Raw genomic sequence first — 14,962 nt, 5'->3', positions numbered from 1 at the left:
TTTGACACCTAGCCTAACACTTCATTAGTTTCTATACTATTTCCTTTTATATATTCTTCAACTAAAACTCTTTTCTTTCCTGGCATTTGTATTTCTTTTATTAAAAGTACATTATCCTTTGTACTTACTCTAATACCTTCTTTATCGACCTTTAATATAGTACCTGGATTTGTTCCACTAGTTTCATCTAGTACTTTAGTTTTCCATACCTTCATAGTTTGGTCTTTATAAGTTGTGTAAGCACTTGGCCATGGATTTACTCCTCTTACTAAGTTATGTATTTCTTTTGCTGGTTTTGAAAAGTCTATTTGCCCTAAAGTTTTATTCATCATAGGAGCATAAGTAAATTCTTCATGATTTTGAGGTATTCTAGGAGCTTCTCCTTTAGCTATTAAATCTATAGTTTCTTTTAATACTTTTGCTCCTTCTTCCTTCATTACATCATGAAGTTCTCCAGCCGTCATTTCATCGTTAAGTTCAAATTCTGAAGTTAATATCATATCACCAGTATCTAAACCTTCATCCATGTACATTGTAGTTACACCAGTTTTCTCTTCACCATTTATTATTACCCAATTTATTGGTGCTGCTCCTCTATATTTTGGAAGTAAAGAAACATGTACATTTACACATCCAAATTTAGGTATATCTAGTATTGCCTTTGGAAGTATCTGTCCAAACGCAACTACTACTATTAAGTCTGGATTTAAGTCTTTAAGTATTTTAACAAATTCCTCATCTCTTACTTTTATTGGCTGATATACAGGTATATCATATTTTAATGCAAGTTCTTTAACAGGAGGCATTCCCATTTTCTTACCTCTACCTACTGGTTTATCCGGTTGAGTAACAACGCCTAATATATCATGCTTTTCATCTATTATTTTTTGTAAACACCCTACTGCTATATCTGGTGTTCCCATAAAAACTATTTTCATCTAATCAGCTCCTAATTACTTTTCTATTTTGTCAACGAATAATACACCATCTAAGTGATCTATTTCATGACAGAATGCTCTTGCTAAAAGCTCTTCTCCTACTATTTCAAATAATTGTCCTTCTCTATTGTAAGCTCTCACCTTTACTGTATATGGTCTTTTTACAGGTCCTTGTTGACCACTTACACTTAAGCATCCTTCATCATCTATTTGTTCTCCAGATACTTCTATTATTTCTGGGTTTATAAGCTCTAATAATCCATCTCCGATATCTATTACTACAACTCTTTTTAATATCCCAACTTGAGGTGCTGCAAGTCCTACACCATCAGCCTCATACATTGTATCTGCCATATCATCTAATAATTGAATTATTTTATCATCAATTTTTTCTACCCTTTTTGAAGTTTTTCTAAGTACTGGTTCACCTATTTGAACTATTTGTCTTAATGCCATTTTTATTTTCCTCCTAAAAAATTATAATACACTATTTGGATTAATATCTATAGATATATTGATATCCTTATTAAATACAACTTCTCTTTTAGTTATACATATATATTTTATTATACCCTTTAATAAATTAATTTCAATATTATCGTCTTTAAATAATATCTGCCATCTGTAATTATGATTTATTTTTGAAATAGAACAAGGATTAGGTCCTAAAATAAAATCAAATTCTTTTATACCTCTATTCTCAAGTAAATAAATAATAGAGTCATACATTGCTCTTGCATTTTGTTCTACTAACTTTTCATTACTACCACTAATTACAACACTTAACATATTATTAAAAGGAGCATATCCAAATGCTTTTCTTATTTTTATTTCATCTTCATAAAATCCTTCAAAATCATAATTTACAGATCTTCTAATTGCATAATGATCAGTGTCATACGTTTGAAGTATTACTTTTCCTTCTTTATCTGATCTACCTGCTCTTCCTGCAACTTGAGTTACAAGTTGGAAAGTAATTTCAGCACTTTTAAAATCTGGAAAATTTAATATCATATCTGCAGATAAAATGCCTACTAATGTTACATTTTCAAAATCTAATCCCTTAGATAACATTTGAGTTCCTATTAAAATATCTGCTTCTTTATTCCTAAACTTATTTAGAATTTCTTCTAATGATCCTTTTTTTGAAGTTGTATCCTTATCCATTCTTAAAACTCTTACACCTTCAAATATCTTCCTTATTTCTTCTTCTATCTTTTGAGTCCCAGTTCCAAATGGTTTAACATAATGGCTACCACACTCTGGACATTCCTTTGGTATTTCCTTTTCATATCCACAATAATGACAACGCCCTACATTTTTACCCTTATGATATGTAAGAGATATATCGCAGTTTTCACATTCAAATACATATCCACATTCTCTACATGAAACAAAATTTGCATATCCTCTTCTATTTAAAAATAAAATTGTTTGATTTCCGTTTTTAATAGCCTTTTCTATTTCTAAGTGTAGCTTATTACTAAGTATACTTTTGTTTCCATTTGATAATTCACTTTTCATATCAATTACTTCTATTTTAGGCAATGGATTTTTATTAGCTCTATTTTTTATAGTTATAAGCTCATAATCTCCATTAATTGCTTTATAGTACTCTTCTATAGAAGGTGTTGCTGAACCCAAAACTAAAGAAATATTTTTTTTCATAACTAAATATCTTGCAACTTCTATTGCATTAAATTTCGGATTTTTTTCTGACTTATATGCACCCTCATGAAACTCATCTATAATAACTACACCAAGACTACTAAAAGGTGCAAATAAAGCTGATCTAGCTCCTATTAATATTCTTATTTTACCTAATTTTATAGCCTTATAAACATCATGTTTTTCACCTTCTGAAAGTTGACTATGAAAAACACCTACTATATCTCCAAATCTATTCTTAAACCTAGATATAGTTTGTGGAGTTAATGATATTTCTGGAACTAAAACTATACTGTCTAAACCTTGGTTTAAAGCATAATCTATAATTCCCATATAAACTTCAGTTTTTCCACTACCTGTTACTCCATGTATCATATAAGGCTTTTTGATATCATTAAACATCTCAGAGTTTATTTTATTAATAGCATAGGTTTGTTCTTCATTTAGGTATATTTTTTTATTGTCAGATTGATAAATACTTTCTGGACTTCTATAATAATCTTTTATTTCCAAAGAAATTAAATTTTTTCCTGCAAGAGAAGTTATACTTTGCTTAGATGCATTAAGTATTTCTAATAAGTCATTTATCTCTACACTACTATTATGCTTTAAAAACTCTATAATTTCCTTTTGCTTATTACCTAAATTAATTTTATTTGAAATTACATAATCATCTATATATTCTATATCCATACTTAATGATACATAACATATTTTCTTTTCATTTTTATGATCTTTGTACTCCCATTTTAAATCAATAAGGTTTTTATTTTTCATTCTATCTAAAATATTATTTATATTTTTAATTTTTTTTAGTTTATCTACTTTAATCTTACCTTTACTATTTAAAAGCTTTTCTATTATAAGCTTTTCATTTTGATTTAAGTTTAAGTTTTCTTCATATAAGTCAAACTCTTTTATATTCGAATTTAAAATAACAACCTTATAGTTATTTAACTTATATCCTTTTGGATAAATTAAATTTATACAATCTATATAAGTGCATAAGTATCTATTTTTCATCCATTTAACTAATTCCAAATCTTCAACTTTAAATATTGGTTTTTCATCTAATAAATCAACAACTTCTTTGGTTTTTATTCCATCTTCAATAATATCTGTGATTTCAAATACAAAAGCCTCAGTTGGTTTATTGCCTCTTCCAAAAGGAACTAATACTCTATGGCCTAACTCTAATTCATTTTCTAAAAAGTTTGGTATTTCATATGTAAATAAATTGTCGGTGTATATGCTATTGTTCCTTACTATAACTTTTGCATATTTTTTCATATTTTAACCTCTATTATTATCTAAAATTTAAGGGCAATCTCAAAGTAAAATAATTTAATCTACCTTGAGACAGCCCCTTTATTTTTCTAATAAATCTTTAACTTTATCTAAAATAACATTTGCTACTTCATTTTTCTTCATTATAGGATATTCACTTATATTACCTTCTTTGTCTATGATTTTAACTATATTAGTATCAACACCAAATCCAGCACCTTCTTTAGTTAAGTCATTTGCTACTATAAAATCTAAGTTTTTCTTCTTTACTTTATTTTTAGCATTCTCAATAAGATCATTAGTCTCAGCCGCAAAGCCAACTAATATTTTATCTTTCTTAACTTTTCCAATTTCATAAGCTATATCTTTATTTCTATCTAATCTTATAACTAAGTCATCATCGTTTTTCTTTATTTTTTTATCACAATAATCCTTAGGTTTATAATCTGCTACAGCTGCACTTTTTATAATAACATCATTTTCGTTTAAATTATCCATTACAGCTTCATACATATCTTTTGCAGATTCTGTTCTTATAAGTTTTTTTAAGTTTGTTGGTGGTTCTAATTTAGTAGGTCCAGAAACTAAAGTTACTTCAGCACCTCTATCTATCGCTTCTTTTGCTATTGCATAACCCATCTTTCCAGTAGAACGATTAGTTATATATCTAACTGGATCAATAGATTCTACAGTAGGTCCTGCTGTAATTATTATTCTTTTTCCCTTTAAATCTTGTTCTTTTATAAGAGCATTAATAATAGCTTGAACTATATTTTCTGGAGTAGCTAGTTTACCCTTACCAGTATCCCCACAAGCAAGTCTTCCACTTTCAGGCTCTATAAATTCATAATTTAACGATTTTAATGTACTTATATTTCTTTGTACAATTGGGTTTTCGTACATATTAGTATTCATTGCTGGAGCTATTAAAACTTTAGCTTTAGTAGCCATAACTGTAGTTGAAAGCATATCATCACTTATACCACAAGCCATTTTACCGATTATATTCGCAGTAGCTGGTGCTACTAAGAATAAATCTGCTTTTTTAGCTAATGATATATGTTCTACATCCCATGTTTTAGGTTCTTCAAACATATCACTTACTACATAGTTTTGACTTAAGGATTGAAAGGTTAGAGGAGCAACAAATTCTGTTGCACTCTTAGTCATTATCACATGAACATTTGCACCTAACTTTTTTAACCTACTTACTACATCACAAACTTTGTATACGGCAATTCCACCACTTACGCCAATTACAACAGTTTTATTTTTCAGCATATCTTATTCCTCTATTTCTTTTTTCGCTGCTTCTTGTTCTTGCTTTTCTTCTAACTCAGCTTGTTCTATTTCTGATTGAGTTAATATTCTATATGTTATTTCACCTTCTGCAACTTCTTGAGTAGCTATACATACTGGCTTAGTTTCTTTTTGCTTGTTTTCAACATATGGAGCTGATCCATCTATTATTTCTCTCGCTCTTTTTGCAACAGTACCTACTAAGTAATATCTGTTGTCTATTTTGTTTAATACTTCATTGATTGATGGTTTTATCATTTTATAACTCCTCCTTGAACTTATCTATTATATTATTCTTATATCTAGTAACCTTATTCTTCTCTGAAGATATTATAGCTTCTAGTTCTTTAACTGATTTTTCTACATCTTGATTAACTATAAAATAATCATAGTCATCTATTTGTTTTATTTCTTCAAATGCACAACTAAATCTTTTTTCTATTTCTTCTACACTTTCTGTGCCTCTTCCAACGATTCTATTTTTTAATTCCTTTAAAGATGGTGGAAGTACAAATACGAATATCCCCTCTGGATATACTTCTTTAACTTGCCTTGCTCCTTGCATTTCTATTTCTAAGATAACATCTTGACCTTTTTCTAAAGTCTCAATTATTGCTGCTTTTGGTGTTCCATAGAAATTGTCATAAATTTGAGCATACTCTAAAAATTCACCTTTTTCTACCATAGATGTAAACTCTTCTTTTTCTATAAAGAAGTAGTTAACTCCATGAACTTCTCCATTTCTAGGCTTTCTTGTTGTAGCTGATACAGAAAGCTTAATTTGGTCATTTTGGTCTAATATCGCTTTACAAATTGTACCCTTACCTGCTCCTGATGGTCCTGATACAACTAGTAATAGGCCTTTTCTTTTAACCATTACGCTTCTTCCTTTCCATTTATCTATTTATACTATTCTATATTTTGAATTTGCTCTCTTATCTTTTCTAATTCACTTTTTATTTCAACAACTAAATTAGTTATATTTAAATCCGATGACTTAGAACCTATAGTATTTGTTTCTCTATTCATTTCTTGGATTAAGAAGTCTATTTTTCTTCCAATTGATTCATCTTTAACTATCGTACTTCTTAATTGCTTTATATGACTTTTAAATCTTACTATTTCTTCTGTTATACTACTTTTATCTGCATATATAGCAACCTCTTGAGCTAATCTATTTTCATCTATTATACTTGGATTTTCTAATATTTCACTTATTCTATTATTTAACTTTTCTTTATAGTCAATAACAACATTATAAGAATACTTTTCAATCTCTTCAATTGTACTTTCAAGAATATCGCATCTATCTAATACATCTTTAGCTAATCTTTGTCCTTCTTCACTTCTCATCTCAGTTAATTTAACTAAAGTTTCTTCTAATGCTTTGCTTAACATAGACCATAATAACTCTTCATCTTCTTCTTTTTCCTCTGTTTTAATTATATCAGGGAATTTTGCTACGTTCATAACACTTATATCATCAACTAAATCAAATTTATCTCTTATATCTCTTAAGATATTTACATATTGATTTGCTAGTGTTTCATCGAACTTTAAGTTTACATCTTCACTACCTAACAAGTCAAGCTTTATGTAAATATCAACTCTACCTCTTTTTATGTAGTTTTTAATAAAATTTCTAGCCTTATCTTCTAAAAAAGATATTTTTCTTGGAAGACGTATATTTATATCACAATATTTATGGTTTATTGTTTTACATTCTACTAAAAAATAGTAGTTGTCATCTTTATATTCTCCTCTTCCAAAGCCAGTCATACTTATAGCCATATTATACCTCCAAATTTCCTTCACATATTTTTACTGAAGGTCCTGTCATATAAACAAAATCTTCTATATCTATTTTTACTGTTCCACCTTGAGATGTAACATTTACACTTTTGCCTACTTTTTTTAGATAATTGCATATAATGGCAGATGCAGTCATTCCAGTTCCACATCCTAAAGTGTATCCGCATCCTCTCTCCCAAGTATTTACAGATATATTATTCTCATCTTCAACCTTTACAAAGTTTACATTTGTTCCTTTAGGAAAAATATTATTTTTTTCAATTTCCTTACCATACTTATATACTTCATCTAAGTTCAATTTATCTACTAAAACTACAGTATGTGGAACTCCCATTAACATAGAGCTTAATATAAATTCTTTATCTAATACCTTTATTTTTTGATTAATAAATTTATCCTGACTAGTATTTATAGGTATATCTTTTGATAAAAAACTTCCCTTTCCCATATTAACTTTTATTGAATCTATCTTATTTTCTTTCAAATTTATACTTACTTTCTTTATTCCATCTAAAGTATCAACATTAAAATCTTCTTTTCTAACTATATTATTATCATAAACAAACTTTACAAAACATCTCAATCCATTTCCACACATGGCAGCTCTAGATCCATCTGAATTATAATATACCATTTCAACATCAGCCACTTTAGAAGCTTTTACTACTAATAGTCCATCTGCCCCTACAGAGAATCTTCTATGACATACTTTCTTTGCCAAATCACCATAATTATTACAATCTATATTATCAAATCGACCATCTATTGCTATAAAATCATTACCTATTCCATGTAACTTCCAAAATTCCATAAAATCTCCCCTTTTATATAAGTTACTAACTAAATATTATACAACATTCCTACATCAAAATAAATAAGTAGATTAGTTTTTAGAAAGAATAAAAAATATATAAGATTTTTATATTAGTTATTATTCTTAGTTACTATTCACAATGTGGTTATTATGTGTAATAATTAATTTATTAATATTAATATGAAGGGAAGTGTTTTTATGGCTTTAGATGGTTTGGTTATACACTCACTAGTTGATGAGCTTTCTTCCAAGCTTATTGGCGGTAAGGTTGATAAAGTTCATCAACCTGAAGATGATGAGATTGTTTTATATATAAGAAATAATAAAGAAAATTATAAACTTATTTTAAGTTGTAGTTCTTCTAATCCTAGAGTTTATATTGCTAATGATTATAAAAAAGAAAATCCGAAAAAAGCACCTATGTTTTGCATGCTTTTTAGAAAATACATACAAAGTGGAAATATAGTTGATATTTCTCAAGTTGGATTTGAGAGAATCATAAAAATAAGCGTTGATTCTTTAGATGAATTAAAGGAAAAAACTACAAAAGATATTTATATTGAGATTATGGGTAGACATAGTAATATTATACTTACTCATAATGAGGACAATAAAATTATAGATTCAGCAAAAAGAATTCCTACTAGTATAAGTAGAGTTCGTCAAATACTACCTGGGCTTACTTATGAATTACCACCTGCACAAGATAAGTTAAATCCCCTTAATAGTATTTCTAAAGATGAGTTTATTGAAGCATTAAAGTCATATGATGGCCCTGTTTTCAAGAGTATTTACTCTAAGTTTTTAGGTATAAGTCCAGTTATTTCTAAGGAGATTTGCTATAGAGCTAAATTAAATGAAAAAATCAACATAAGCGACTTATCTAATGAAGAATTAATCTCTTTATTTAATGAGTTTAATAGCTTATTTAATGATATAAGAAACAATAAATTTTCTCCTTGCATAGTATTAAACGAAAAAATAGATAGAGTGCTTGACTTTAGTTGTATAAATTTAAGTCTTTATAATGAATTTAAATTTATTAATAAGAAAAGTATGTCTACAGTATTAGAAGACTATTATAAAAATAAAGATATAAAAGATAGAATTCATCAACGTGCTTCTGATTTAAAGAAGAGTATTTCAATAAAACTTGAAAGACTTTACCATAAACAGGAAAAACAATCAGAAGAATTAGAAGAAGCTAACAATGCAGAAAGTTACAAAATAAAGGGTGAGCTCCTTACTGCTTATATTTATATGATTCAAAAAGGAATGGAAAGTATAGATGTTCAAAACTTCTATGACCCTAATTATGAAAGTGTTACTATTCCTCTTAGAAAAAATTTAACACCTTCTGAAAATTCACAAAGATATTTCAAAAAGTATAATAAATTAAAAACAGCTAAAAAGGAAATAACTTCTCAAATGGCTATAAACAAAGAAGAAATAGATTACTTGGAAAATATACTTTTAAATATAGAAAACTGTGAAAACTTAGCTGAACTTCAAGATATAAAAGATGAACTTGTTTCACTTGGATATTCTAAAGCTTCTGGTAAGCTTAAATCTAAAAAAGAAATAGCAAAGCTAATTACTTCACCACATGAATTTATTTCGTCTGAAGGAATTAGAATACTTGTTGGTAAAAATAATAAACAAAATGACCACCTTACACTTAGAATCGCAGATCCAGAAGATATATGGATGCATACTAAGAATATTCCTGGTTCTCATGTTATTATAAAATGTGCTGGTAAAGATATATCTGAACAAACTATATATGAAGGTGCTATGCTAGCAGCTTACTTTAGTAAAGCTAAATCTTCTAGTAAAGTTCCAGTTGATTATACTAAGAAAAAACATGTTAAAAAACCTAGTGGTTCTAAGCCTGGTATGGTAATTTATGAAACTAATAATACAATGTATGTAGATCCTAATGAAGAGATGGTTGCATCATTAAAAAATAAAGAAATTTAATAATAAAAAGTGTAAATCTTATTTAAAGATTTACACTTTTTATAGTTTATTTATCTTGAATTACCCATTGCCAAGTATTCTCATTAAATATTGCATTATAGAATGCTCCTATAGACATGCTTAAGAATTTAGCAGCTCCTTGTTTTACATTTTCATCGTAATACTTTGTGAACCTTGGATCATCAACATATATTTGCCCTAGATTTAAATGAGCTTGAGGTGGATAAGTTCCAAAGTATTCTAACCATTTCTTATGAAGCCTTACAACTTCCATAGCTAATTCATTTGAAGGATCATTTATCTTCATAGCTTCTAATAATTTTTCATTAATTTCAATTCTTATTCTTTCACTTTCATTATATTCTTCTTCACTTAAGCCTGCAAATTTTTTATTACTTTTATTTACTCTCTTATCTCCATATTTTTCTCTTATTTCTTTCCCATACTTTTCTTCATTTTTCTTTATAATATCTTTTTTAAAACCTTCAAATTTTTCTTTATTAGACATTTCTTCTTCTCCTTTTAACGACAATAACGTTCGGTCTATATTATTTAATAATTTTTCAATCTGCTTTTGTCTTTCTAGTAAATTTTTTTTATGCTCATGTAGTGCTTCTACACAATCAAACTCTTCACTATGTATTACAGATTTTATTTTTTCTAAAGGTAAATCAAGTTCTTTATAAAATAGTATTTGCTGAAGTAAATTAACCTCTTCTTCTCCATATATCCTATATCCATATGAGCTTATTCTTTTAGGCTTTAAAAGTCCTATTTCATCATAATATCTAAGAGTTCTTGTACTTACTCCTGCTAATTTTGAAAGATTATTTATTGTATATTCCATATTAACTTACCTCCTTACTATTAAGATAAACTTTTACGTAACGTTAATGTCAACATTTTTTTAATATTTTTAACTTTTAATAAAAAATGACCTATAAATAGGTCATTTTAAACTATAGCTAATCTTTGTCAGCTTTTTATATTCACTTTATAATATGCTTTATTTCCTTTATATCATTATCATAAATCTTATAATTATGTTCTTCTATCAAATTTTTATATTCATCATATTTTTTATAAATCATCACATGGTATCCATCAGTATCTTTCTTGGTAGTCATTTCATATTTATATCTTTTCCCATCTATAACTGCTTCTCTAGTTCCTATCCACGATGGGTATGTATATAACTCTTCTACCATATATATTTTATCTTGTGCTTCTACATTTATACTTGGATACTCTTTAGAATATTTTCCATCTATCCTATTTTCATCTACATTAATATCAGCTTCTCTATTTATGCTTTTTAGGTATTCTTTAGCCTGATTTTCTTGTTGCTTAGATAATTCATTAAAATATTTTTCTGTATTGATCACTTTATACCATAAATAAACTGGGAATATCTCTTGTCTAGAACTTAAGTAATAAGAACCATCCAGAGGTATTTTATAATCAATTAAGTAATATTTATTATCTTCACCTATTTTAAATTTTATTGCTACAGTTTCACAATATGCCCTTGTCAGAATAGAAAAAACATCATTTTCAAATTCAAAACTACCATAATTAAATACTACATATGTTTCAATTATATTTTTATTTTCTTTACTTCCTAATATCTTATAACCTTCTGAATCTAGCTCTCCTCCAAAATCATTATCATACATAAACTTTTTTATGGTATTGGATATGGCTTCATCTAAAGTAGTTCCTACTTGTCTATATATACTTAATTTTTCTATTAATAAATTAAAACTTTCTTCACTTTTATTAAATTTATTTATACTATCAATTCCTAAAGCATTTTCTACATCATTTTTATTAAAGTTAAGTTCATATTTTAATTCTGATTCTTTATGGCTACTTTTATCTAATATGTAATATTCTATATTTTCTAAGTTATCTATTAACGAAAATATTATTGTTGAGTTTACAAACAGTTTATATTCTAGCTCTGATTTATTTATATCTTTTAATTTATAATATACTCTTATTCCATATGGTTCTTTATCTGTTTTAAGCTCAATACTTTCTTTCTCCCAGCCAAAAGTTAAATTTTGTAGCAAATTATTGATATTACTTGCATTTCCAACATAAGCATTTTTATATTCTAATAATCCTTCTAAATTTCCTTTTACTATATCATCTTTTGAATCACTTTTACTTGTTAAAAGTATAGTTCCTAAAACCAACATACAACTAACACCCATAACACTTATCAATACTTTTCTATTTTTAAATATTTTAGCTTTTTTTATCATGTTAATCCTTTTTTTAAGAATTTTTTTGTTATCTGCCATTCCAAGTATTCCTATATTTTTAGGAATTATATTTACTCTTTCAATTAAAGTTATAATAGTCATAGCATAATTTTTATGTTCACTTTCATCTAATACTTTTACTACCATTTCGTCAGTTGCTAATTCCATATCTTCTCTTATTTTTTTAAATAAATACCATATCAATGGATTAAACCAATGAACACATTGGAGTAATATTAATAAATAATTAACTAAAATATCACATCTTTTATAATGAGATAACTCATGCAATAATATATGTTCTACTTCATCATCATTTAGGTCTATCATAGAATATGGAAATATGATTTTAGGTTTTATTATTTTGCAAAGTCCAGGAGTTCTAATATCTTCATTTATACTTATATCTATATTAGTCCTTATTCCCATATTATTTTTACATTTTATTAAAAGTAATTCTAATCTTTCATCTATATTTTTATTGTCTTTTTTAAGGTTATAATTTAATACAAAATTCATAAATACAGCTACAAATAGTGATGTAATAAATCCTCCTAACCATATTAAAGGTAAAATATCAAAAACTACACTTTTAGAATTTCTAAACTCTTTCTTAGTAGTAAATGTTGATTCTTCATTAATTATTACATTATTTTCAGTATTACTACTGTAAGTCATATCATCTATATCATAACCTTCAGTGTATTCATTTTTAGAAATATCTAAACTTTCATCATAGCTATTGATTTGACTTATATTTATAGGTAATTTATTAAACACACTTAAGCTACTTTGCGGACCAAATGGAATTATTAATTTTATTACAAGCAACATCCATAGTAAATAACTCCATTTACCACTTATCTTATCTCTTAATATACACTTTACTAAAAGAATTACTATACCTACTATACTTGCATGTATAGATGCTTCTAGAACAATACTCCATAATTTACTCATCTTACACCCCTATACATATCTAATCTTCATCTAATAGATTTTTAAGTTCTTCTATATCATCTTTAGACATTTTTTTATTCTTTATAAAACTAGCTACCATCATATTTATAGATCCATTATAAAGCTTTTCTAAAAATGAACTACTTGCTAAATTTTTATATTCATCCTCACCTATATTAGGATAATATATATAAGACTTTTTATTGCTCTTATCTACTTTTAAAGCTCCCTTTGTTACCAGTCTTGTAATTAAAGTTTGTATAGTTTTGGGCTTCCAATCTGTGATAGTACTTAATTTTTCTATTATTTGAGAGCTTGTTCCACTTTTTATATTCCAAAGTACTTTCATCACTTCTAGTTCACTTTCTGATATTTGTATCATATTTTTCATTTTTAACACCTCCATTGGATTACATTTGTAAGTCTATTTAATCTTACGCTTGTAATCCATACTTTGTCAAGTGTATTGTTTTATGTATTTTGTATTTTGATGTATTCAATATTCTTATACTTTTTGCAAAGGTATTAACATTAAGTCGTCTAATTTTTAATATAAATAAGTAAAGAATACGTTTTCTAAAAATAAATTTAATTTATATTATTTAAAAGGTTGGTGTAAATATTATGGTAAGTACAATAGTAAATTTTCCTTATAATTACAGTGGGGTAGCAAGATTAGATTCTTGTGGTATAGTTCATAATCATCTATATCATGAATGTCCTGTAGGCAAAGTCTGTAGCAATATTATATATAATAAAAATAACTTTCCTATTGGTAGAGTTGATGAAAACGGAATAGTACATAACCATATAACAAAAAATTCACCTATTGGTAAAGTTGATGAAAATGGATATGTATATAGTGGTGTTTCTAAGCAGTCCTTAGTTGGAAGAATTGATGGAGATAATGCTAGTTTAGCTGGAGGTGCTTATTTACTGCTATTGCATAATAATAAATAAATAAAAATAACTGCATGTAAATTTTCATGCAGTTATTTTTTATTTTAATAAATTTATATATTAAGACCTTTTATCCATTGTTTTATACTTTTAATGTTCTTTTCTTTATCAACTTTTAGTGGCCCCACAAATTCTATTTCTCCAACAAAGTTATTCCATTTAAGCATTTTTTTAAATTCATCAAAACATTTTTTAGTGCTACCCCCACCACTACAAGCAAATAATCCTATATTTCTATTATATATTTTATAATCTCTAATAAATGTATTAAATGGTGATGCATAAGTTCCAACCCATATGGGTGAACCTAAAAATATATTATCATATTGATTTAAATCTATATATTTATTTATAAGTATTGGATTTTCTCTGAAAATTACACTTTTACTTGCCCAAAAGTATTTTTTTAAGCCTTTTTTAGGAAATTCTTTTTTTGTTCTTAATTCCATAATATCTGCATTTAACTCTTTTGCAATTATTTCTGCTATTAATTTTGTATTTCCTTCTAATGAAAAATAGACAACTAAGTTTTTCACAATACATACCTCCTTTTGCTTTGCTAATGTTTATCAAATAGAATAAATATATCCTTTGTATGCAAAATTTCATTTTATATATATATAAATTTCTATTAAATACCACTACTTTAAATTATAATCATAATATATGCTAATTATTAACTTTTTTGAGGAGATTATATGAATAATTTATTTTTATACTATATTTTTACAATTAATATAATAGGATTTATTTTAATGTATATAGATAAGATGAGAGCTATAAAAAATCAATGGCGAATTCGTGAATCCACTTTATTCACTATTGCTTATATAGGTGGTAGTGTTGGTTCTTTGTTGGGAATGTACTTATTCAGACATAAGACAAAACATACTAAATTTACGATTGGATTTACTTTTATACTTCTTATTCAAATAGCTTTAATATCTATGTTTTATATATAATTTATTATTTAT

Annotated in this window: 15 protein-coding genes; 3 read left to right on the top strand and 12 right to left on the bottom strand. The window is 26.7% G+C overall.

From position 1 onward, the window contains the following. Positions 1 to 8: 8 nt before the first annotated feature. The 8 genes from fmt to dapF form a co-directional block, all read right to left on the bottom strand. Complete coding sequence (fmt, locus tag I2A66_RS00945; protein ID WP_195250793.1) at positions 9 to 938, bottom strand: methionyl-tRNA formyltransferase; 930 nt, start codon at positions 936 to 938, stop codon at positions 9 to 11. 15 nt (positions 939 to 953) lie between these two features. Further along, on the bottom strand, positions 954 to 1,394 hold the full coding sequence (gene def, locus I2A66_RS00940) for a peptide deformylase (RefSeq protein WP_122638335.1): 441 nt from the start codon (positions 1,392 to 1,394) through the stop codon (positions 954 to 956). A gap of 21 nt (positions 1,395 to 1,415) precedes the next feature. Further along, positions 1,416 to 3,896, bottom strand: coding sequence for a primosomal protein N' (gene priA, locus I2A66_RS00935; RefSeq protein ID WP_122638336.1), 2,481 nt, complete (start codon positions 3,894 to 3,896; stop codon positions 1,416 to 1,418). Positions 3,897 to 3,974: 78 nt separating this feature from the next. Then, the gene (coaBC, locus tag I2A66_RS00930) at positions 3,975 to 5,174 is read right to left on the bottom strand and encodes a bifunctional phosphopantothenoylcysteine decarboxylase/phosphopantothenate--cysteine ligase CoaBC (RefSeq protein WP_122638337.1); all 1,200 of its coding nucleotides are present in this window, start codon (positions 5,172 to 5,174) and stop codon (positions 3,975 to 3,977) included. 3 nt (positions 5,175 to 5,177) lie between these two features. After that, on the bottom strand, positions 5,178 to 5,450 hold the full coding sequence (gene rpoZ, locus I2A66_RS00925; RefSeq protein ID WP_122638338.1) for a DNA-directed RNA polymerase subunit omega: 273 nt from the start codon (positions 5,448 to 5,450) through the stop codon (positions 5,178 to 5,180). Between the two features lies 1 nt (position 5,451). Then, a complete protein-coding gene (gmk, locus tag I2A66_RS00920) occupies positions 5,452 to 6,069 on the bottom strand; it encodes a guanylate kinase (RefSeq protein WP_122638339.1) in 618 nt (205 codons plus the stop codon). Positions 6,070 to 6,101: 32 nt separating this feature from the next. After that, a complete protein-coding gene (locus tag I2A66_RS00915) occupies positions 6,102 to 6,983 on the bottom strand; it encodes a YicC/YloC family endoribonuclease (RefSeq protein WP_147515583.1) in 882 nt (293 codons plus the stop codon). Between the two features lies 1 nt (position 6,984). Continuing rightward, entirely contained in the window at positions 6,985 to 7,815 is an 831-nt protein-coding gene (gene dapF, locus I2A66_RS00910) for a diaminopimelate epimerase (RefSeq protein WP_147515584.1), read from the bottom strand. Between the two features lie 201 nt (positions 7,816 to 8,016). Here dapF and I2A66_RS00905 point away from each other — a divergent pair, with 201 nt between their 5' ends. After that, entirely contained in the window at positions 8,017 to 9,798 is a 1,782-nt protein-coding gene (locus I2A66_RS00905; RefSeq protein ID WP_195250791.1) for an Rqc2 family fibronectin-binding protein, read from the top strand. Between the two features lie 46 nt (positions 9,799 to 9,844). Here I2A66_RS00905 and I2A66_RS00900 read toward each other — a convergent pair whose 3' ends face one another. The 3 genes from I2A66_RS00900 to I2A66_RS00890 all read right to left on the bottom strand — a co-directional run bounded on the left by I2A66_RS00900 (position 9,845) and on the right by I2A66_RS00890 (position 13,419). Then, positions 9,845 to 10,645, bottom strand: a complete 801-nt coding sequence (locus I2A66_RS00900) for a MerR family transcriptional regulator (protein ID WP_195250790.1) — start codon at positions 10,643 to 10,645, stop codon at positions 9,845 to 9,847. 142 nt (positions 10,646 to 10,787) lie between these two features. Next, positions 10,788 to 13,028, bottom strand: coding sequence for a M56 family metallopeptidase (locus I2A66_RS00895; RefSeq protein ID WP_195250789.1), 2,241 nt, complete (start codon positions 13,026 to 13,028; stop codon positions 10,788 to 10,790). Between the two features lie 19 nt (positions 13,029 to 13,047). Beyond that, a complete protein-coding gene (locus I2A66_RS00890) occupies positions 13,048 to 13,419 on the bottom strand; it encodes a BlaI/MecI/CopY family transcriptional regulator (RefSeq protein ID WP_122638344.1) in 372 nt (123 codons plus the stop codon). 233 nt (positions 13,420 to 13,652) lie between these two features. Here I2A66_RS00890 and I2A66_RS00885 point away from each other — a divergent pair, with 233 nt between their 5' ends. After that, entirely contained in the window at positions 13,653 to 13,988 is a 336-nt protein-coding gene (locus I2A66_RS00885) for a hypothetical protein (protein ID WP_147515588.1), read from the top strand. 53 nt (positions 13,989 to 14,041) lie between these two features. On the opposite strand, the gene I2A66_RS00880 is transcribed toward I2A66_RS00885, so the two are convergent. After that, positions 14,042 to 14,524: a flavodoxin family protein gene (locus I2A66_RS00880; RefSeq protein ID WP_147515589.1), complete on the bottom strand. Its 483-nt coding sequence runs from the start codon at positions 14,522 to 14,524 to the stop codon at positions 14,042 to 14,044. Positions 14,525 to 14,686: 162 nt separating this feature from the next. On the opposite strand from I2A66_RS00880, the gene I2A66_RS00875 reads away from it, so the two are divergent. Next, positions 14,687 to 14,950, top strand: coding sequence for a DUF1294 domain-containing protein (locus I2A66_RS00875; protein ID WP_122638347.1), 264 nt, complete (start codon positions 14,687 to 14,689; stop codon positions 14,948 to 14,950). The last annotated feature ends 12 nt before the right edge of the window (positions 14,951 to 14,962 follow it).

The organism is Romboutsia sp. 1001713B170207_170306_H8, assembly GCF_015550495.1.
In the GTDB taxonomy this organism is placed as follows: Bacteria; Bacillota; Clostridia; order Peptostreptococcales; family Peptostreptococcaceae; genus Romboutsia_E.
Note: the sequence above shows the minus strand (reverse complement) of the source record. Positions and strands in the feature narration are given on the sequence as shown.

What these genes read in the sequence shown, in the direction of transcription:
- fmt (WP_195250793.1), bottom strand. Translation starts at nt 938, where the DNA reads ATGAAAATAGTTTTTATGGGAACACCAGATATAGCAGTAGGGTGTTTA.
- def (WP_122638335.1), bottom strand. Translation starts at nt 1,394, where the DNA reads ATGGCATTAAGACAAATAGTTCAAATAGGTGAACCAGTACTTAGAAAA.
- priA (WP_122638336.1), bottom strand. Translation starts at nt 3,896, where the DNA reads ATGAAAAAATATGCAAAAGTTATAGTAAGGAACAATAGCATATACACC.
- coaBC (WP_122638337.1), bottom strand. Translation starts at nt 5,174, where the DNA reads ATGCTGAAAAATAAAACTGTTGTAATTGGCGTAAGTGGTGGAATTGCC.
- rpoZ (WP_122638338.1), bottom strand. Translation starts at nt 5,450, where the DNA reads ATGATAAAACCATCAATCAATGAAGTATTAAACAAAATAGACAACAGA.
- gmk (WP_122638339.1), bottom strand. Translation starts at nt 6,069, where the DNA reads ATGGTTAAAAGAAAAGGCCTATTACTAGTTGTATCAGGACCATCAGGA.
- I2A66_RS00915 (WP_147515583.1), bottom strand. Translation starts at nt 6,983, where the DNA reads ATGGCTATAAGTATGACTGGCTTTGGAAGAGGAGAATATAAAGATGAC.
- dapF (WP_147515584.1), bottom strand. Translation starts at nt 7,815, where the DNA reads ATGGAATTTTGGAAGTTACATGGAATAGGTAATGATTTTATAGCAATA.
- I2A66_RS00905 (WP_195250791.1), top strand. Translation starts at nt 8,017, where the DNA reads ATGGCTTTAGATGGTTTGGTTATACACTCACTAGTTGATGAGCTTTCT.
- I2A66_RS00900 (WP_195250790.1), bottom strand. Translation starts at nt 10,645, where the DNA reads ATGGAATATACAATAAATAATCTTTCAAAATTAGCAGGAGTAAGTACA.
- I2A66_RS00895 (WP_195250789.1), bottom strand. Translation starts at nt 13,028, where the DNA reads ATGAGTAAATTATGGAGTATTGTTCTAGAAGCATCTATACATGCAAGT.
- I2A66_RS00890 (WP_122638344.1), bottom strand. Translation starts at nt 13,419, where the DNA reads ATGAAAAATATGATACAAATATCAGAAAGTGAACTAGAAGTGATGAAA.
- I2A66_RS00885 (WP_147515588.1), top strand. Translation starts at nt 13,653, where the DNA reads ATGGTAAGTACAATAGTAAATTTTCCTTATAATTACAGTGGGGTAGCA.
- I2A66_RS00875 (WP_122638347.1), top strand. Translation starts at nt 14,687, where the DNA reads ATGAATAATTTATTTTTATACTATATTTTTACAATTAATATAATAGGA.